Raw genomic sequence first — 19,437 nt, forward strand, 5'->3', positions numbered from 1 at the left:
CGCTGGTATGAAGCATTGTAACCAATACGGTAGATGGCTGCTGGTCGCAGCCCTGACCATCCCTGTTCCCGCCTGCGGGGACGACTCCACGGATCCCCCGGCTGACGCGACAGGGTCGGGCGGCTCCGGCGCCGGCTCCACCACCGGCACCGCCGGTGGCGGCGGCGAGGGCGGCTCCGGCGCCGGCTCCACCACCGGCACCGCCGGCGGCGGCGGCGAGGGCGGCTCCGGCGCCGGCTCCACCACCGGCACCGCCGGCGGCGGCGGCGAGGGCGGCTCCGGCGCCGGCTCCACCACCGGCACCGCCGGCGGCGGCGGCGCGGGCGGCTCCGGCGCCGGCTCCACCACCGGCACCGGCGGTAGCGGCGGCGCGGGCGGCTCCGGCGCCGGCTCCACCACCGGCACCGGCGGCAGCGGCGGCGCGGGCGGCTCCGGCGCAGGCTCCACGGGCACCGCCGGCGGCGGCGGCGAAGGCGGCTCCGGCGCCGGCTCCACCACCGGCACCGCCGGTGGCGGCGGCGCGGGCGGCGAGAGCGCGTCGGTCGAATGGCCGACGGTGACGAGCGAGATCGCGCTCGACCCGGAGATCGAGGACGCCATCGCCGAGCTGCTCGCGCAGATGAGCGTGGCGCAGAAGGTCGGCCAGATGGTCCAGCCCGAGATCCTGGCGATCACGCCGGACCAGGTCCGGGAGTACCACATCGGCTCGGTGCTGAACGGCGGCGGCTCCTGGCCGGGCCGCTCCAAGCACGCGACCGTGGCCGACTGGGTCGACCTCGCGGACGCCTATTACGCGGCCTCCATCGACACGAGCGGCGCGCCCGGCGAGCACCTCGGCATCCCCGTCATCTGGGGCGTGGACGCGGTGCACGGCCACAACAACGTGATCGGCGCGACGCTGTTCCCGCAGAACATCGGGCTCGGCGCCATGAACGATCCCGATCTCATCGAGGAGATCGGCGCCATCACCGCCGCCGAGGTCGCCGTCACCGGGCTCGACTGGGCCTTCGCCCCCACGCTCGCCGTGGTGCGGGACGATCGGTGGGGCCGCTCCTACGAGGGCTACTCCGAGGATCCGGAGATCGTGAGGAGCTACGCGGGCCGGATGATCCGGGGCCTGCAGGGCCGGCCGGCGGACAGCGCGGACCTGTTCAACGGCGCGCACGTGGTCGCGACCGCCAAGCACTTCATGGGCGACGGCGGGACCGAGCAGGGCAAGGACCAGGGCAACACCGTCTGCTCCGAGGAGGCTCTGCGCGACATCCACGCCCAGGGCTACCTCTCCGCGCTCGCGGCGGGCGCGCAGACCGTGATGGCGTCGTTCAGCAGCTGGAACGGCGACAAGATGCACGGCAATCAGTACCTGCTCACCGACATCCTCAAGGGCCAGCTCGGCTTCACCGGCTTCGTCGTCGGCGACTGGAACGGGCACGGCCAGCTCCCGGGTTGTAACAACACGCGGTGCGCCGCGGCGATCAACGCCGGGGTGGACATGATCATGGTGCCCAACGACTGGATGGCGTTCATCGAGAACACCATCGCCCAGGCGGAGAGCGGCGAGATCCCGATGGCCCGCGTCGACGACGCGGTGACCCGGATCCTGCGCGTGAAGATGCGGGCCGGCCTCCTCGGCCCCAGGGCGAGCAAGGGCGCCCCGTCGACCCGGTCGGTCGCCGGCGACGCCGCGCTCCTCGCCGCGCCGGAGCACCGGGCCGTGGCGCGCGAGGCCGTGCGCAAGTCGCTCGTCCTGCTCAAGAACAAGGGCGATGTCCTGCCGCTCAGCAAGTCGATGAACGTCCTCGTGGCCGGCAAGACCGCAAACAACATCCAGAACCAGTCCGGCGGCTGGACGCTGACCTGGCAGGGCACCGGCAACACCGACGCCGATTTCCCGAACGCGCAGTCCATCTACGCCGGCATCGAGGAGACGATCACGGCCGCCGGGCTGAGCGGCGCTGCGACCCTGAGCCCCGACGGCACCGCCGCGGCCGACACCTTCGACGCCGCGATCGTGGTCATCGGCGAGACGCCCTACGCCGAGGGCCAGGGCGATATAGGCAAGTTCGAGACGCTCGAGCACGCGAACCTCTACCCCGAGGACCTCGCCGTCATCGAGACCATCCGCGCCCAGGCGCCGAGTGTGCCCATCGTCACGGTGTTCGTGTCGGGCCGCCCGCTCCACACCAACAAGGAGCTCAACCGGTCAGACGCGTTCGTGGCGGCCTGGCTGCCGGGCAGCGAGGGCGGCGGCGTCGCCGACGTGCTCTTCGGTGATCACGAGTTCCAGGGCAAGCTGTCGTTCTCGTGGCCCTCGGCCGACTGCCAGACGTCCATCAACAGGGGAGACGGCGAGGAGCCGCTCTTCGCGTATGGCTATGGCCTCGTGACCACCGACGCCGACGCGCTCGGCGACGATCTGCCCGAGGTCTCCACGGGCCACGGCTGCGATGCCCCGGACCCGGGGGCGGCCGGCACCACGAGCGAGCCGCTCGAGATCTTCGTGGATGGCGAGGACAAGGGCGACTACGTGCTGCGCATCGGCGGCCCCTCGAACTGGGGCGGCATCGACGTGGGCATGGGGGCCACCCTGCCCGGCGGCGAGGTCAGCGTGAGCACGATCGACGGCGAGATCCAGGGCAGCGCCAAGCAGGTGACCTGGAGCGCGACGGGCCAGATCTACGCGCAGGTCTCGGCGGGCGCGCCCGGGGTCGATCTGTCGCCTTACTACAACTCGGAGACCTCGATCGTCTTCCGGGCGCGCGTCGATGCTCCGCCCGAGGGCCCGCTGGTCACGCTGTCAGCCCACTGCGTGTATCCCTGCCTCGGCGACATCAACATCGCCAATACGCTGACCTCCATCGCGGACGGGGAGTGGCACGAGGTCTCCGTCCCGCTGAAGTGCCTGACGGACAACGGGCTCGACATCACCAACGTCAACACGCCCTTCCTCCTCTACTCGGAGTCGCCGATGGACGTGGCGATCGAGGACGTCCGCTGGGAGCCCTTCACCGCCGGCCCCACCCCCACCTGCACGTTCTGATCCTCTAGAGCGGCGGGCCCCCGCTTCGGATACGGGCCCACCTCGACGTTTTCGGTGCTCAGCTCCCTTTCGTGCGCTTCCGCGCCGAAAACACCGATCTGGGCCCGTCTCCTGTGCGGGTGACCGCCGCTCTGTTTCTCATGTACCGGACGCGGCTGAGCACCGCTCCCGCGCGCCTTTCGGGCGCCCCGCTTCACCCCTGGAGCGCCGGCCGGGGCGCCGCCGCGCGTGCCGGGCGCCTCCCGCGGCCGGCGTCGCTGCCGCGCGCCGCCGCCGCTCGGGTGGTGTACCCGGCGATGCGCGCGTAGCGCGTAGGTAAAAGAAGCCGGATCGCAGCGCGAAGCAGTGTAGCGCAGCAAACCGAAAGGGTGGGACCGCGGGCGTCGTGATGGCTCGGTCCTGGGCCGAAAGAGCGTGGTCCGGGCGGCGCCGAGCGCGCTACGGGGCGCATCGGCGTGCCGTGGGCCCACGTGTCCGTCCGGGCGTTGGTCTGGCCCGGGAGGCGCGTCGCGAGACGCTATGCGGCGTCCCCGGGCGCCTTGCGGCGCACAACGGTGCTTTTCCAGTACGGCGGCCCTCGGTTGGGAGAGCGTGCTGGGACGTCGGTCGGTTCGCCGAGCGCGGAGAGGAAGCGGGCGATGTTCCTTGGCTCGGTCACCATGGCGACGAGCTTCATCCGCCCCTTGCAAGCTGGGCACTCGAGGACGTCGATCGCAAATGTGCGGCGCAGGAGCTCGGCCCACGGTCGATAGCCGCCACGCTTGCGTTTCGAAGCGGCGCCTTCGTCCGCCCTCGTAGGCTCTTGTGGCTTCGCAGGGCGCGGTCCGATGCGATTGCGCACCAACGTGGGCGACTTGCCGAGGCGAGCACGCCAGCGTACTTGACGGTGTGAAAGCGCGGCGGCGGGACGCTGGCTGCGAGGCGACACAAGAGCGAGAGCGGATCCATATCCACCGCGACAGTCCCGTCAGCGAAGGCGCGCTTGAGCGACAGCCGCACCAGGCCGTCCTGCTGCGGCTCGACGCGCTCGTTTGCGATCGGGGGTCGCAGCACGTAACGCAGCAGCGCCTCCCTCGCCGCGGCATGGTGCGCACCGGCGCGCGTCGCTGCGTGCAAGGTGAAGCCGTCGAGCGCAGCGCACAGCGGCTTGTCGTACGCGAGCGCGCTCGGCGAAGACGGCGAGAGCCCGCGGAGCCATTGCGGGGCGACGACGTGTGGCGCGGCTCTCGTCCCGAGACGGCGGAAGCACAGAGCGCGGCCTCGGGCTCGCCGTCCTCCTCGACGTCGTGCTCGATCTCGAGATGCCCGTGCCGCCGGAGGTAACGGAGCATCCGCCCGACGGCGTGCTCTAGGACTTGACCGACCGCGCGAGTCGGAAGATGACCGAGTTCGTTCCACACGAGCTCGGTGCCGTCTTCGTGATAAGCCCCGTCGAGGAAGACCACGTGCAGATGCGGATTGAGCCGCATGTCGCCGGACGTGCGTTGCACGGCGGTCACCGCGCCGCTCTTGACCGCGCCGCACGCGCCTCGGCGCGCGGCGCGTTTTTCGTAGAACCGCTCCACGCTCTCGACGAAGAGGCGGGTCAGCACGCCGAACAACGCCCCGTCCTGGGCGAGCCTGCGCCGCCACGGAAACGGAAACGTCAACACCCACGGACGGTGCGCCACCTCGGGCAGGATGTCCTCGATCAGGTTCGCCGCCGTGGAACACATGCGTCGGCCCAGACACGACGGGCAGAAACCGCGTCCTTTACAGCTGAAGGCCACCAGCCGACTCTCTTCGCAGCGCTCGCACCGGAGCCGCGCGAACCCGCGGCAGAGCAGCCCGCAGTCGAGGTAGGCTTCGATCTCCTTCTTCGCGTGCTTGGGTATCCGGACCGCGATGGCGCCGTCGTCGATGGCCCCGTACAGCGTCTCCACGTTGTCGCGCACGATCTCGTAGAGCGTCGTCTTCTCGGGGCGACGGCGCTCGTAGACGACGCCCGTGGTGCGAGCCGCGCTGGCCACACGGCGCCGACACCGCACGCCGCACGCCACGCGGTGAGGGCGCGTTTTCGCCGCGAATTTCGACAACCCGCCGGGCTATCGCCCATGGCGGCGCCATGGCGGAGCGGCGGGCCGGGGGGCGGCGGGCCGCGACGCTCGCTGCCGCGGCGGCGGAGGCGCTCGCCGAGCACCCGCCTCGCGCTCGATATGTCGGCGCGCGAGAACGCGAGAGCGCGAGCGCGCAGCGTTGCAGGAGGAGATCATCCGGGTGCAGCAGAGCCGGCTAGCGGAGCTGTCCACGCCGATGATCCCGATCACCAAGCAGGTGATGGTCATGCCTCTCATCGGGACCATGGATGAGCCGTGTCAGGCTCGTGCTTGAATCTGCGCTCTGGCGCCGAGGCGCATGGTGCGCGTGCCGCCTCCGCGCCAGCATGCAGGAGCCGCTTCGCCACTCGTTTTCCCACCGCTCCCCGTGGCGTCCGCAGTTCCGCATGGCGTCGCCATGCAGCAACGCGGCGAGAGGGTCGTCGCCTGCGCACGCCGCCGCGCTTGCCTCCCGGCACAGGCCTGCTGCTTGCCGGCATCACTTTCCGGATTCCTCCGGGGCGCTTCGGCACGCAACCGCCGCGTGCGGGCGATCCCAGTAGAGCCTGCGGGCACTGGCGAGCGGCAAGGCTCCGGCAGCGAGTCGACGCGAGCGGCGGGCTCGACGTTCGGCCCAAGCTTGCTCACCGCTTCGGTGCCACCGGCAGCCCGAGCAGCTGACCGATCGCCTCGTGCACGACCCGGGCCGCCACGTCATCCCCGAGGGCGACGGCTCGGCTCAGGGTGGCGGCGAGCGACGCAACCACGGCGGCTCGAGGCGATGGATCGACCGTCGCGAGTTCTCCGGGCCCAGGGCTCGGCGGTTGGGCCGGGGTTGGGTCCATCCCTCCCGAGGGCGAGCGATCCGTCGTCACGCCCCCCTGAAATCCCGAAGAAAGCGACGGTCCGCGACGGTTCGCCCCCGCAGCGGAATCCTGGCGGGATTTCTGACATGCGGAACGATGGAGCCATCGCTCCTCTCGCGCTCCGGCGCGATCCTGTTGAAGCGGTCGGAACCGAACGTCCCTGAGCGTCAACGAAGGGTATGGCCGCCCCGCCTACCTGCGCAGGAGGCGCCCCTGCCGGGTCTTGCTCGTCAGCGCGCCGTCCTGCGCCACCACCTCGCCGGTGATCAGGACGGCGCGGATCCCCGTCGGCGGCGCGTCGGCCCGCCGCGGCGTCGTGTTGTCCGCCACCGTGGCCGGATCGAACACGACGAGATCCGCCCAGTGCCCGGGCAAGATGCGCCCCACGTCGCGGAGCCCGATGCGCTCGGCGGGCAGCGAGGTCATCCGGCGCACGGCCTCCTCGAGCCGGAACAGGCCGGCGTCGCGGCTGTAGTGGCCGAGCACCCGCGGGAACGTGCCGAACGACGCCGGGTTGTGCTGGCCGCGCCGGGTGAGGATCGCGTCGGTCTCGAACGCGCAGAGCGGGTGCGAGAGCACGGCCCGGAGCGGCTCGTCGTGCGCATCGACGCCCGAGTACGTGTTCAGGAGGACGCGCGCCTTGCCGTCGCTCACGCGGGCGACGTGCACGTAGGCGTCGAACTCGCTCCCGCCGAGGCGCCCCGCGATCGCCTCGAAATCGAGCCCTTCCAGCGCCGTGAGCTCCGGCGCTCCGCCCCAGAGCAGCCGGATGTCGGCATACGAGAGCCCGAGGAGCCGCCGGAACATCGCGAACTCCCGCCGGAGCCGGCGGAGGACGGCCGGGTCGCCGATGCGGGCCCGGAAGTCGTCGAGCACCCAGGCGGGGAAGAGGGCGTTCACCGTGGTGTTGCCGACCGTGTAGGGGAACGCGTCGAAGGCGGCGTCGACCCCTCCGTCCACGGCCCGCTCGATCGCGCGGAGCACCCAGGGCACCGTGGGCCACGTCCGCCGGCCGATGAAGATCTGGTGCGAGAGCTGGATCTTCGCGCCGCTCTCCTCGGCCAGGCCGAGCAGCTCGCGCACGGAGCGGAGGTTGTGCGGCGGGCCGAGGAGCAGCGGCCTGTAGAACGGCGATATCCACGTGTAGGCCCGGCCGTGGACCGTGAACACGCCCCCTTCGCCGGCCACCGCCCGGAGCAGCGTCAGGAGCTCGTGCCTTCGCGCGAAGACCCCGGGCGTGTAGGCCAGCCCGGCCGAGAGCCCGAACGCTCCCTCGCGGAGCGACGCGCGCGCGAGCGCGCAGAGTGCGTCCATCTGCTCCTGGCTCGGGGGAGCGGCGCTGTTGCCCATGACCGCCTGGCGGAGCGTGCCGTGCCCGACCAGGAGCGCCGCATTGATGAGCAGCCCGCCGGCCTCGAGGGCCGCCAGCAGCTCGCCCATCGAGCGCCACCGGTAGGCGAGCGCTCCGTCCTTCAGGATCTCCGCGGAGTGCTCCACCAGCGGAATCGACGCCTCGGTGACCGGGGCAGGGGAATGACCGCAATTGCCCGCCACAACGGTCGTGATGCCCTGGGCGACCATCGGCGCGAGGACGTCCTCGTGGTCGGGCAGCGCGAGCAGCCAGTCGACGTGCGAGTGGATGTCGATGAAGCCGGGCGCGACGGCGAGCCCGCCGGCGTCGAGCGTCCGCCCTCCCGCGAGCGCGCCCGGCCCGGCGATCGCGGCGACCTTGCCCTTCTGGATCCCGAGGTCCGCCACGTAGCGAGGCTGGCCGCTGCCATCGAGGATCGTTCCCCGCGAGATGACGAGATCGAAGTCCATCTGCACGCCTCCTCGAGAAGCTCGTTCGCGGGCCACGCGGAACCGTGGAAAGCCCACCGGACCGGGGCATCGCCGTGGAGCGGAGCATGAACTCCGCGCGGGCCGCGCGCCCCCCGATCCGGGCTCCGTGGCGCTCGCGCCCCGGCGGCCGCGCCCTTCGAGCCGCTGCCCCGACAGCATGAGCCCGGGCGCTCGCCCGCTCGCGCTCGCGCCGCCCGCTCGCGCTCGCGCCGCCCGTTCGCGCTCGCGCCGCGCGCCCCCCGCATGAGCCCGCCGGTGTGCAGCCCGAGCCCAGCGGCCTGCCCCGGCCGGGTCCAGGCCGCGCCGCGCAGTGCAGTTCGCTCCGCTCGACCCCGCGAGATCGCCTGGCCCCGCGATTGTATCCGCGGCTGTCGCAGTCCTGCTGCGGGTCGACTCGACCCGCGAGAGACCGGGGGAGTCCATGGATCGAACAGCGAGCACGCCTCGATGCGGGCGTCTCTCTCTGCGCCCGCTCGCCGAGCGGCCGCGGTGCAGCATCGTCATTCCCTGTTACAACGAGGAGCGCTACATCGAGGACGTCCTCCGCTGCGCCCTCGAGCAGCGTTATCCTCCAGAGCTCCTCGAGATCTTCGTTGTCGACGGCGGCTCGACCGACAGGACACGGGAGCTCGCCGGCCGCGTCGCGGCGGAGGATCCACGGGTGACGCTCCTCGACAACCCCGACCGGATCCAGGCCGCCGCGATGAACATCGGCATTCGCCGGGCGCGAGGTGAGGTGATCGTCCGGATGGACGCCCACGCCGACTACGCCGGCGACTACGTGGCTGCGTCGGTCGCGGCGCTCCGGAGGACCGGCGCCCTCAACGCGGGCGGCGCGGCGCGGCCGCGCCACCGGAACGGCTTTCAGCGGGCGCTCTGCGTCGCGCTCTCGAGCCCCCTCGGCGTGGGCGGCTCGGCGTACCGGGACCCGTCGCGCGAGGGGTTCGTCGAGTCGGTGTTCAACGGGGCTTTCCGGCGCGAGGCGTTCGAGATCGCCGGCCTCTACGACCCGGCCGCCATCACCAACGAGGACGCCGAGCTGAACCAGCGCATCATCGAGGCTGGCGGCGCGGTCTACCTGTCCCGGGAGATCGTCGCCTATTACTACCCGCGGTCGTCGTTCGCCGCGCTCTTCCGGCAGTATTTCGCGTATGGCAAGGGGCGCGCGCGCACGCTGCTGTGCCGCCGCAGGTTCCTGTCGCTCCGGCCGGCGCTGCCGTTCTTCATGGTGACGGCCTTCGCGCTGCTCGCGCTCGCTTCAGCGCTCGCGCCGGCGGTCCGCCCGGCGCTGGCGCTCGCCTCGCTCGCCTATGCCGCGCTCGTGATCGCGGAGTCGCTCCGGCTCGCGCGGCGCGCCTCGCCGCGCGAGTTCCCCCTGCTCTGCGCCATCTTCCCCGCGGTGCACGCCGCGCACGGGCTCGGGTTCTGGGCCGGCCTGCTCCGCGGCGCGCGGGACGGCGCTGGCCGGCGCGAGGCCGAGCGCCTTCCGGCGCCGTGAGCGCGAGCAGCGCGGGTGATCCCCGGGTTCAGCGGCCCGGACGCGGCTCGAACGGCGGCGCGGCGCGTTGATCGCCCGCGTTCGCTTTGGTATGTTTGCGCCGTGAGCGTACGCGGGACGTCGTTTGCCTCGTTCTCCTCGGTCGCGGCCGAGCTCATCGAGCTGTCCCGCTTTTGCCATGAGCGCGGCTGGACGCCGGCCACGAGCGGCAATTTCTCCGCCCGGCTCGGCGACGACACCCTCGCGATCACGGCGTCCGGGCGGCCCAAGGGCGCGCTCGGCGTGTCGGACATCGTCGTCGTCAACGCGGACGGCCGCCTGACCGGGCCCTCGCCGGCCCGCCCGTCGGCCGAGACGGCGCTGCACTGCCAGCTTTACCGGCACTCCAGCGAGATCGGCGCCGTCGCCCACACCCACTCGCGGGCGGCGACGGTGCTGTCGCGCCGGTGCGCGCAGGAGGGGTACGTGACCCTCTCGGGCTACGAGGTGGCGAAGGCGCTCCCCGGGATGACGACGCACACCGCCACGGTGCTGCTCCCGGTCTTCGTCAACACGCAGGACATCCGGAAGCTGGCCGAGGACGTCGATGCGTTCATGTCGGCGCATCCGCCCGTGTACGGCTACCTCATCGCAGGTCACGGCCTGTACACGTGGGGATCGGACATCGCGAGCACCATCCGCCACATCGAGGCGATCGAGTTCATGCTGGACTGCGCGCTGCTGGAAGGAGGGCTATCATGAGCCGATTGCGGGTTTACCGGGAGAGCGACCCGACGAGGGCCGACGAATACACGACGCTCGAGGACATCGCCCGCGTCGCCGCAGAGGCGCAGATCCGCTTCGAGCGCTGGTCCGCCGAGCGCCCGCTGCCGCCGGGCACGGCGCAGGAGGCGGTGCTCGAGGCGTACGCGGGGCCGGTGAAGCAGCTCTCCGAGGCGTGCGGGTTCGTGACGGCGGACGTCGTGTCGGTGTCGCCGGGCACCCCCAACCACCCCGAGCTCAGGCGGAAGTTCCTGGACGAGCACATCCACACCGAGGACGAGGCGCGCTTCTTCGTCGAGGGGCGAGGGCTGTTCTGCATCCATCACGGCGAGCGCGTGCTCTCGTTCCTCGTCGAGAAGGGCGATCTCATCAGCGTACCGGCCGGGACGCGGCACTGGTTCGACATGGGGCCTGAGCCCTCGTTCACCTGCATCCGGTGGTTCTCCGACCCGAAGGGGTGGGTCGCCGAGCACACCGGGTCGGACATCGCGTCGCGCTTCCCGCGGCTCGAGGCGTGAGCGTGGCGGCGCTCCCTGCGCGCGCGGTGCTCGTCGACATCGAGGGGACCACGACCGACGTGCGCTTCGTGCACGACACGCTGTTCTCCGTGGCGCGCCGGGATCTGGCCGCGTACGTCGCGGCGCACGCCGGGAGCGCGGAGGTCGAGGCAGCCCGGCGCGCGGTCGCGCGCGAGCGGGGCGAGAGCGAGCACGCCTTGGGCGACGGCGAGCTCGCGGCGGCGCTGCTCGCGTGGATCGACCAGGATCGCAAGGAGACGACGCTGAAGGCGCTCCAGGGCAAGATCTGGCGCAGCGCCTACGAGTCGGGGGGGCTCCGGAGCCACATCTACGCAGACGTGGAGCCGGCGCTGCGGAGATGGCGAGACCTCGGGGTGACGCTCGCCGTGTTCAGCTCCGGGTCCGTCGAGGCGCAGCAGCTCCTCTTCCGGCACACGACGGCCGGCGATCTCACCGGCCTGTTCACGGCGTTCTTCGATACGACGACCGGGCCGAAGCGAGAGGCGGGCGCTTACCAGCGGATCGCGGAGGCGCTCGGGCTGCAGCCGGGAGAGGTGCTGTTCCTGTCCGACATCGTGGCCGAGCTCGACGCCGCGGCGGCCGCCGGCATGCGCACGGTGCAGCTGCTCAGGCCGGGGACGGCGCGGGACGCGGAGAGCCGCCACGCCGTCGCGGAGCGCTTCGACGACATCGCGCCGTAGCTCGCCCGGCGGCGGCTCGTTCCGCTTGGCGCGTGAGTGACCGCGCTGACATCCTTGGCGCGCATGCTTCACGGCAGACTGCTCGCCGGCCGGTTCGAGGTGGTCGAGCTCGCGGGAACGGGAGGGATGGGCGCTGTCTACCGGGCCGTGGACCGCGCGAGCGGCGATGTCGTCGCCGTGAAGCTGCTCGGCGATCTCGACGCGCAGGCGGCGGCGCGCTTCGGTCACGAGGCGCGGGCGCTCGCCACGCTCGATCACCCGCACGTCGTGCGTTACGTGACGCACGGGGTGGCGCCCACCGGGGAGCCTTATCTGGCGATGGAGTGGCTCTCCGGGGAGAGCCTCTCGGCCCGGCTGTCGCGGCGACCGCTGGACGTGGAGGAGAGCGTCGCGCTCGTGCGCGCGGTGGCGGATGCGCTCGGCGCGGCGCACGCGCGCGGGATCGTCCACCGCGACATCAAGCCGAGCAACCTGTTCCTCCCGGGCGGGGCCGCCGACCGGGTGAAGGTGCTCGACTTCGGCATTGCCCAGCTCTCGGGCGCCTCGGCGCGGCTGACGCGGACAGGGGCCCTCGTGGGCACCATCGGCTACATGGCCCCCGAGCAGGCCAGCGGGGAGCGCGCGCAGCTCGACGCGCGCGCGGACGTCTTCTCGCTCGGGTGCGTGCTCTTCGAGTGCCTGACGGGTCGTCCGGCGTTTCACGGGCGGCACTTCATGACCATCCTGACCAAGCTCCTCCAGGAGGAGCCGCCGCGGGCGAGCGCGCTGCGGCCCGAGGTGCCGCAGGCGCTCGACGAGCTCCTGGCGCAGATGCTGGCCAAGCGCCCGGAGGGGCGCCCGGCCGACGGCGCGGCCGTGGCGCGCTGCCTCGACGCGCTCGGCGCCTCGACGGCGGGCGGCGCTCGCTCCAGCCTGGCCGCCGTCGAGCTCGTGACCGCCGCGGAGGTGTGGCTCTGCTCGGTCGTGGCCGTCGGGCCGGCGGACGTCAGCGCGCCGGCGTCGACGGAGATCGTGCCCGCCGGTCGAGCGCAGCGGAGCGCGGTCGCCGCCGTCCGGCGCGAGACCTCGCCCCTCGGCGCGGTCGTGCAGGAGCTGGCCAGCGGGGCGGTCGTGGCGATCCTGGCGGCGGGGGCGGGCGCGGGCAGCGCGACCGACCAGGCGGCGCTCGCGGCCCGCTGCGCGCTGCGGATCGGCGCGTCGGTCCCCGGAGCCAGCGTCGTGCTGGTGACGGGGCGCGGCGAGTCGACGGGACGATCGCTGCTCGGCGAGGTCCTGGACAGGGCGGCCCTGCTGCTCGACGACGCGGCCACCCTGAGCCGCCCGGGCCGCCTCCGCGTCGCTGTCGACGCCGTGACGCGGGCCCTGCTCGACGCGCGCTTCGAGGTCGCGGAGCAGGACGGGCTCTCCTGGGTGGAGGCGGAGCGCGAGGTCGCCGACGGCGCGCGCAGGCTGCTGGGCAAGCCGAGCCCCTATGTCGGGCGCGCTCGGGAGCTGCGCAGCCTGCTCGATCTCGTCGAGGAGAGCTTCACCGAGCCGCGCGCCGCGGTGGCGCTCGTGACCGCGGCCGCGGGGGTGGGCAAATCGCGCCTGCGTCACGAGCTGGTCCAGGCGCTGCGGCCGCGCCATCCCGAGCTCGTGCTGGGCGTCGGCAGCGGGGACTCCATCGGCGCGGGCTCCGCGTTCGCGATGCTCGCCGGGTCGCTCCGGGGCGCGCTCGGGATCGCGGCCGGCGAGGCCCCCGAGGCCCAGCGGGAGAAGCTCGCGCGGGCCGTGGGCCAGCTGTTCGCGGGGGAGCAGCAGCAGCGCGTGGCCTGCTTCCTCGGCGAGCTGCTCGGCGTTCCTCTCGCCGATGGCGGGCCGCTGCTGCGGGCCGCGCGGCAGGACCCGGCGCACATGGCCGACCGGATCCAGGAGGCCTACCTGGACTACGCGCGCGCCGTGACGAGCGCGCGGCCCATGCTCGTCGTCCTCGAGGATCTGCACTGGGGAGATGCGCCTTCGGTGAAAATCTTCGATCACGCGCTGCGGGCCCTCGGCGAGCGCCCCTATGCGGTGCTCGCGTTCGCCAGGCCCGAGGTCCACGAGCTCTTCCCCCGGCTCTGGATCGAGCGAGGGCTCACGCAGATCCGGCTGCGCGAGCTGTCCGCGCGGGCCGCCGAGCAGCTCGTGCGCGGCGCGCTGGGCGCGTCGCTCGCGCCGGGGACCGTGGCGGCGATCGTGGATCGGGCGGCGGGAAACGCCTTCTACCTGGAGGAGCTCGTCCGGGCCGTGGCCGAGGGGCGCGGCGGTGCGTTGCCGGAGACGGTGCTGGGCATGGTCGAGGCGCGCCTCGCGGCGCTCGATCCCGAGGTGCGGCGGCTGCTCCGGGCGGCGAGCGTCTTCGGGGATGTGTCGTGGATCGGCGGCGTGAGCGCGCTCGTCGGCGCGCGCACCCAGGCGTCGGGGGCGAGCGACGCGGACGCCTGGGCGGAGCTCTTCGATCGCGAGATCCTCGAGCGCCGCCCGAGCTCGCGCTTCGCGGGGCAGGAGGAGATCGCGTTCCGTCACGCGCTCCTGCGGGAGGGGGCTTATGCGATGCTCACCGAGCGCGACCGGGCGGTCGGGCACAGGCTCGCCGGGGAGTGGCTGCTCTCGGCCGGCGAGCAGGATCCGATGGTGCTGGCCGAGCACTTCGCGCGGGGCGGGGATGGGCCGCGCGCGGGGGGGTTCTACCTGCGCGCCGCCACCCTGGCGCTCCACGGGGCGGACGTGCAGGCGGCGCTCGCGCGGGTGGAGAAGGGGATCGCTTGCGGGGCCGAGGGCGAGCGGCTGGCCGAGCTCCACCTGCTCCGGATGAACGCCCTCATCTGGACCGACGACGCCGCGCGCGCCCACGCGAGCGCGCTCCAGGCGCTCGAGCTCGCCGCGCCCGGGAGCCTCGCTTCCTGGCGTGCCCTGAGCGGCGCGATGTACTGCGTCGCGCTCTGCGACGACCGGCGGGCCGTGGAGGTGCTGATCCCGCGCCTCCTGGCCGAGGAGCTCCCCGTCGACGTCCTGAGCCCGGAGCTCGCGACCCGGATCGTCTTCAGCCTGCTCTGGGACGGGAGGACGGCGCTGGCGGAGCGGATCGTGCGCCGGCTCGAGCACGTCATCGCGCCGGCCGTCGAGGGCGACCTCCATGCGGCCCTCTGGATCGAGCTCACCCGCGGCTTCTGGCGCTGCCATGCGGCGCGGGACCTGTGGGGAGCGCTCCAGGCGAACCTCGCCGCGGCGCGGCGCGCTGAGTCCCTCGGCAGCGGGCTGTTCGTCGCCTGGGCGTGGATGCTGGTGGCGATCGATTACACGAGGCTCGGCGACATGGCCGCCGCCGATGGGTGCCTCGATCGCGTGCTCGCGACAGAGGGTCTGCTCGACTACGTGTTCACGACCTCGGTGACGTGCCGGATCCTCTCGCTCCTCGAGCGGCGCAGGCTCACCGAGGCGGTGGAGATGTCCAGCAGCCTGCTCGAGCACATGCTCGCGCGCGGCCATCGCAGCCGGAGCGTGATCCCGCGGCAGCTCCTCGCCGAGGGGCGGCTGCTCCTCGGCGATCTCGCCAAGGCGGAGGAGGAGCTCTGCGCGGCGGGGGATCCGGCGGTGATGGCGCCCTTCGCCGGGGCCGTGCATCTCTCGTTGTTCGCCGAGATCCGGCTGCGGCAAGGGCGGACGGAGGAGGCCTGCGCGATGGCCGGTGAGGCGCTCGCGCTCCAGCGGCAGGCCGGGACGGTCTTCCTGATGCGGCAGGAGGTGATCCCTGCGCTGTACGCCGAGGCGCTGCACGCGAAGGGCGACGCGGAGGCGGCGCGCGCGGTCGTCCGAGAGGAGCGCGGCGCGCTGCTCGCTCGGGCGGCCAGGATCGAGGAGCCTGCGCTCCGGAGGAGCTTTCTCGAGAACGTCTCCGCGAACGCACGGACTCTGGCGCTCGCGCGGGCGTTGCTCGGGGAGTGAGGCTCGGACGGCTGCAGCGGAGCCAGCGGTGGAGGGCGTGCTGCGCGGGGGGGCGGCGGGGCTGTCCCACAAACTCGCGCCTTTTGGGGGGCTATTGCCCGCGATGCGGGAGTCGAGATCGGGGGGCGAGCGGCTGCGCTGCGGGCCGGCGCTCGGGGTTTGTGGGGGCCTGCCCCGCCGCCCCCCCGCGCAGCACGCCCTCCACCGCTGGCTCTTTCCAGGGGGGCCGCCAGATCGAGGTGCTGTAGAGTGACGCGCGACTGGCCGCGTGAAGAGGGATCGGGTCATGAAGGAGCTGGAGAATTTGAGACCGCCTGCGGCGCTCGAGGAGATCGAGCGGACCACCGCGGAGATCGGGTTTGCCATGGCGAGTGACAGGCAGACGGGCTCGATGCTGCGTACGCTCGCCGCCGCCAAGTCGGGCGCTTTCCTCGAGCTCGGGACCGGCACGGGCATTTCTACGTGCTGGATCCTCGATGGCATGAATGCCAGCTCCACGCTCGTCTCCGTGGAGCACGACGAGAAGGTCCAGGACGTGGCGCGGCAGCACCTCGGAGGCGACCCCCGCCTCACGCTCAAGAACATGGATGGCGAAGCCTTCTTGCGGTCGGTCCGGGGGCAGCAATTCGAGCTCGTTTTTGCCGATACATGGCCGGGCAAGTACTACGCCCTCGACGAGGCGCTGAGCCTGATCAAGCCCGGCGGGCTCTACGTCATCGACGACATGCTCCCTCAGCCCAACTGGCCTGATGACCACGCTCCCAAGGTGGCAGAGCTGATCGCCGCTCTCGAGCGACGCCAGGATCTCGTGCTGACCAAGCTCTGCTGGTCGTCAGGGCTCATCATCGCGACCAAGATCGGTCGCGCCTAGAGAACGGCCGCGCCCGCATGGTCGAGGAGCTGCCGGCAGGTCCAGCGACGGCTGTCACAGCAATCCTGCGCCGGCCCAGAGCCCGGGCTCGTACGCCACGAGGGCGTCCACGTCGTCCGAGGCGAGCACGAGGAAGCTCAGCGGCGAGAAGCCGAGGAACAGGTGCGAGGTGATCGGGAACTGGATCCCCCACCCGAAGCGAGCGCCGAAGGCGCCCACGCTCTCGAAGTAGGGAGAGTCGAAGAAGATGCGGTGGTAGCCCGGCGTGATCCCGACCGACATCTCGACGTGCGACCCGACCCCCATCACGAGCCGGAGCGGCACGCCGACCGCGAGCTGGTTGACGTCGGTGGTCGAGACGGTCCGTAGCTCGACGCCGACCTCGAAGCGGCGCGTCTCGCTCAGACGGAGGCGCGCGAGGACGTCGAGATCCACGGACATCCCGTCCTTCACCGCGAAGCGCCCCGGCACGAAATAGCCGGAGATCCCGAGCGAGAGCGCCATCCGCCGCGCGTTGGCCTCGGCCTGATGACCCGTCGCGGGCTGCTCCGCGGCGGGCTCCGGCGACGTATCCGGGGTGCGCCTCTGCGGCTGCGCGGCAGCCGCCGGCGAGGGAGGGGGGGACGCGGGGTATCCGCCCGCCGGCGGCGGGTAGTAGGGGTAGGCCGGGGGAGGGCCACCTGCGGGCGGCGGCGGGTAGGGGTAGGGCGCGGGATACCCGCCCGCGGGCGGCGGGTAAGGGTAGGGCACGGGATACCCGCCCGAGGGCGGCGGGTAGGGGTAGGGCGCGGGATACCCGCCCGAGGGCGGCGGGTAGGGGTAGGGCGCGGGATACCCGCCCGCGGGGGGCGGCGCGTACGGGTGGGGCGCTGGTGCTGGCGACGGCCTCTGAGCAGGCGCCGGAGCCGGCGCGGAGCTCGTGGCCGCGGGTGTCGCTGCCTCGGGCCTTGCTGGCGCGGGCGGCGCGGGGCGAGCCGGCTGGGCCGCGGCCTCGCCCGCGGCGAGGGTCAGGGAGGCGAGCGCCACCAGCGCGGGCGCCACGGCGGCGGCGCGCCGCGCGCTGCGAGCCCGGCGCGCCAGCACGACGGCCGCCGCGAGCCCCAGCAGGAGCGCCAGCGAGACGAGCTGGCCGGTGCTGAGCCCCCCGTACACGCCGCGCCCGGCGTCCCCGCGGAGGAGCTCGATGAAGAACCGCCCCGCCGCGTAGAGCGCGAGCCATGTCCCGAACGCGCGCCCGTCCCGGTGCCCCCGGACGAGCCAGAGGGCGGCGAGCGCGCTCGCCATCGCCCCGAGCGCCGCCTCGTAGAGCTGCGTGGGGTGCACGGGCAGGCTCGGCGCGCCGAGGGGCACCCAGCCGGCCGCCGCGTGGTCCGCCGCCGCGGGGCTGCCGGCGGGGAACCGGACGCCCAGCGCGCCCCCGGTGACGCGGCCGTAGTCGCACCCCGCGAGGAAGCACCCGGTGCGCACGCAGGCGTAGGTGATCCCGAGCCCGGGCACGAGCCGGTCGAGGAACGGGAGCACCGCCGCGCCGCGGCGGTAGAGGACCAGGCCGGCCACGGCGACGCCGGCGATGAGGCCCCCGTACGCGGCGCGGCCGGCGTGGAGCACCGGACCCCACGAGCCTCCCGCGAGCGCCTCGGGCGCGGCGCGCAGCGCCTCGAAGACGTAGCCGCCCAGGAGCGCCGCGACGTAGCCCGAGAGGAGCGCCCGGCCCTCCACGGCCACATCCCCCCGATCCCGGCGAACGAGCCAGAAGAACGCCGCCGCCCCGAGGAGCCCGGCGAGGGCGACCATCATGGTGTAGGTCGGCGCGAGCCACGGCGGCAGGCCGTGGCGCTCGAGCCAGAGCATCACCGCCCGGTTCACGGCCGCCTCCGGATGTGCAGCAGCATGTAACCCGCCGGCAGGAGCAGCCAGAACGCGGCGCCGAGGGGCACGGGCGCGCGCGGGAGGCCGCCTCCGGGATCGCGCCGGCCGGCGCTCAGCTTGCAGCTCGAGTTGCTGCCGGTGGAGGGATCGCCGTCCTTGCAGTTCTGGTTGCAGTCGCGGCAGTTCTGGTTGCAGTCGTGGCAGTTCTGGTTGCAATCGCTGCAGTTCTGGTTGCAACCCGCGACGTCCTCGTTGCAGCTGTCGCAGCCGCCGCAGCTGCCGCAGCTGTCGCTGCTCGACGTGCCGCTCGGCGCGCTCGGGGTGACGGCCGGGACCGTCGGGCTGCCGTACTGGAGGCAGCGATCGAGCACGGCCATGCAGCCCTCGTCGCCGGCGAACGCCAGCGCGCCGTCGCGCCCCGCGATCGGCAGCGCGGCGCACGCGCCGCTGCCCGCGGAGAGGACGCACGCCTTGACCCCCTCGATGCTCAGCAGCGCGAGGATGCAGAGCGCCTCGGCGTTCAGCGCCCCGGCGTTGACCCAGGAGCACTCCGCCTGGGCGTCCGCGAACGCCGGGTCGGTGCGGTCGTGCTCGCACTGCCCGGCCACGGCGCAGGTGCATACGTCCCGCACCTCGGCGGCGCACTCCGCGACGGACGAGGGGAGGTGATAGGGGTTGAAGCGCACGGATCGCGGCTCGCTCCGGGGCCACGCGGGCATCGCGGCGCCGCCCGAGGGGGTGGGGAGCGCGGGCGCGTCCTGGGGCGAGAGGGCGCTCAGCGCGACGAGCCACCCCGCGTTGACGTAGACCGTGTGATCCTGGGCGATGACGCCCGCGGGCAGGCCGGTGACGCGGACGAGGGCCTGCGCGTCCGCGCGCCGCGCGAGCTCCGCCAGGATCTCGCCCGCCCGGCCGCCGAGCGCCGCGTCCTCCAGCGGCGCGGTCTCCGGCGACGCCGGCGGCCCCGCGAGGGTGGGCACAGGTCGATCGAGCGGCGCCTCGGCGCCGCGCCCCCCCGCGACGGGCGTGACCGAGCGGAGCACGAACCCATCCTCGGACGGCTCGAGCGCGCCGAGGACGATCGCGTCCTTTCCCACCTCGCCCCGCGCCGCGTCCGCGCTCCGGACCAGCGCGGGGACGCTCGCGATCTCCGCGCCGTCGATCGCCGTCTCGTCCCCTTGCTCGCCGTGCGCCTCCTCCAGCCGCACCGCCACGTCGCGCAGGACCTCTTCTGGCAAGGCGGCGAGGACCTCCGGCGCGGCGCTCAGCGCGTCGCGCAGCGGCAGGTCGTCGTACGGCGGTGTCTCCGCGCCGCACGCGCCGAGCGCCGGGAGCGCCAGCAGCGCGACAGCACGGAATATCGCTCTCTCGATGAAGGCCTTGGTTCCCATGCCCCTCCCTCGAACCCCGTCAGGCGCGCGACGCCCGA

General features: G+C 73.2%; 14 protein-coding genes and 1 pseudogene. 8 read left to right on the top strand and 7 right to left on the bottom strand.

Translation table 11 applies throughout. The features are described 5' to 3' along the window. Nucleotides 1-7 precede the first annotated feature (7 nt). Nucleotides 8-3,040: a glycoside hydrolase family 3 protein gene (locus WMF46_RS08370; protein WP_437985138.1), complete on the top strand. Its 3,033-nt coding sequence runs from the start codon at nt 8-10 to the stop codon at nt 3,038-3,040. Nucleotides 3,041-3,557: 517 nt separating this feature from the next. On the opposite strand, the gene WMF46_RS08375 is transcribed toward WMF46_RS08370, so the two are convergent. Next, nucleotides 3,558-3,716, bottom strand: a complete 159-nt coding sequence (locus tag WMF46_RS08375; RefSeq protein WP_437595166.1) for a hypothetical protein — start codon at nt 3,714-3,716, stop codon at nt 3,558-3,560. Beyond that, on the bottom strand, nt 3,713-4,291 hold the full coding sequence (locus tag WMF46_RS08380; RefSeq protein WP_437987871.1) for a transposase: 579 nt from the start codon (nt 4,289-4,291) through the stop codon (nt 3,713-3,715). The genes WMF46_RS08375 and WMF46_RS08380 overlap by 4 nt, the downstream gene beginning before the upstream one ends. On the opposite strand from WMF46_RS08380, the gene WMF46_RS08385 reads away from it, so the two are divergent. Then, nucleotides 4,255-4,392, top strand: coding sequence for a hypothetical protein (locus tag WMF46_RS08385; RefSeq protein WP_437988042.1), 138 nt, complete (start codon nt 4,255-4,257; stop codon nt 4,390-4,392). The genes WMF46_RS08380 and WMF46_RS08385 overlap by 37 nt on opposite strands. A gap of 3 nt (nt 4,393-4,395) precedes the next feature. Here WMF46_RS08385 and WMF46_RS08390 read toward each other — a convergent pair. The 3 genes and pseudogenes from WMF46_RS08390 to WMF46_RS08400 all read right to left on the bottom strand — a co-directional run. Then, nucleotides 4,396-5,079 (bottom strand): annotated as a pseudogene (locus WMF46_RS08390) (transposase zinc-binding domain-containing protein); the annotation flags it as partial. Nucleotides 5,080-5,759: 680 nt separating this feature from the next. Beyond that, nucleotides 5,760-5,882: a hypothetical protein gene (locus WMF46_RS08395; protein WP_267898722.1), complete on the bottom strand. Its 123-nt coding sequence runs from the start codon at nt 5,880-5,882 to the stop codon at nt 5,760-5,762. A gap of 291 nt (nt 5,883-6,173) precedes the next feature. After that, entirely contained in the window at nt 6,174-7,802 is a 1,629-nt protein-coding gene (locus WMF46_RS08400) for an N-acyl-D-amino-acid deacylase family protein (protein WP_437985139.1), read from the bottom strand. Nucleotides 7,803-8,244: 442 nt separating this feature from the next. On the opposite strand from WMF46_RS08400, the gene WMF46_RS08405 reads away from it, so the two are divergent. From WMF46_RS08405 to WMF46_RS08430, 6 genes are all read left to right on the top strand, one after another. Continuing rightward, on the top strand, nt 8,245-9,321 hold the full coding sequence (locus tag WMF46_RS08405; RefSeq protein ID WP_437985140.1) for a glycosyltransferase family 2 protein: 1,077 nt from the start codon (nt 8,245-8,247) through the stop codon (nt 9,319-9,321). Nucleotides 9,322-9,423: 102 nt separating this feature from the next. After that, nucleotides 9,424-10,062: a methylthioribulose 1-phosphate dehydratase gene (locus WMF46_RS08410; RefSeq protein WP_437985141.1), complete on the top strand. Its 639-nt coding sequence runs from the start codon at nt 9,424-9,426 to the stop codon at nt 10,060-10,062. Next, entirely contained in the window at nt 10,059-10,601 is a 543-nt protein-coding gene (locus tag WMF46_RS08415; protein ID WP_437985142.1) for a 1,2-dihydroxy-3-keto-5-methylthiopentene dioxygenase, read from the top strand. The genes WMF46_RS08410 and WMF46_RS08415 overlap by 4 nt, the downstream gene beginning before the upstream one ends. 2 nt (nt 10,602-10,603) lie before the next feature. Then, complete coding sequence (gene mtnC / locus WMF46_RS08420) at nt 10,604-11,302, top strand: acireductone synthase (protein ID WP_437985143.1); 699 nt, start codon at nt 10,604-10,606, stop codon at nt 11,300-11,302. Nucleotides 11,303-11,365: 63 nt separating this feature from the next. Beyond that, entirely contained in the window at nt 11,366-15,268 is a 3,903-nt protein-coding gene (locus tag WMF46_RS08425) for a protein kinase domain-containing protein (protein ID WP_437985144.1), read from the top strand. A 286-nt stretch (nt 15,269-15,554) separates the two neighbouring features. Next, a complete protein-coding gene (locus WMF46_RS08430; protein WP_437550908.1) occupies nt 15,555-16,139 on the top strand; it encodes an O-methyltransferase in 585 nt (194 codons plus the stop codon). Nucleotides 16,140-16,193: 54 nt separating this feature from the next. Here WMF46_RS08430 and WMF46_RS08435 read toward each other — a convergent pair whose 3' ends face one another. Beyond that, nucleotides 16,194-18,005: a prolipoprotein diacylglyceryl transferase gene (locus WMF46_RS08435; RefSeq protein WP_437985145.1), complete on the bottom strand. Its 1,812-nt coding sequence runs from the start codon at nt 18,003-18,005 to the stop codon at nt 16,194-16,196. Further along, nucleotides 18,002-19,399: a hypothetical protein gene (locus WMF46_RS08440; RefSeq protein WP_437985146.1), complete on the bottom strand. Its 1,398-nt coding sequence runs from the start codon at nt 19,397-19,399 to the stop codon at nt 18,002-18,004. Before WMF46_RS08440 ends, WMF46_RS08435 begins: the two co-directional genes overlap by 4 nt. Nucleotides 19,400-19,437 lie beyond the last annotated feature (38 nt).

The organism is Sorangium sp. So ce117 (assembly GCF_051524395.1).
In the GTDB taxonomy this organism is placed as follows: domain Bacteria; phylum Myxococcota_A; class Polyangia; order Polyangiales; family Polyangiaceae; genus Sorangium; species Sorangium cellulosum_B.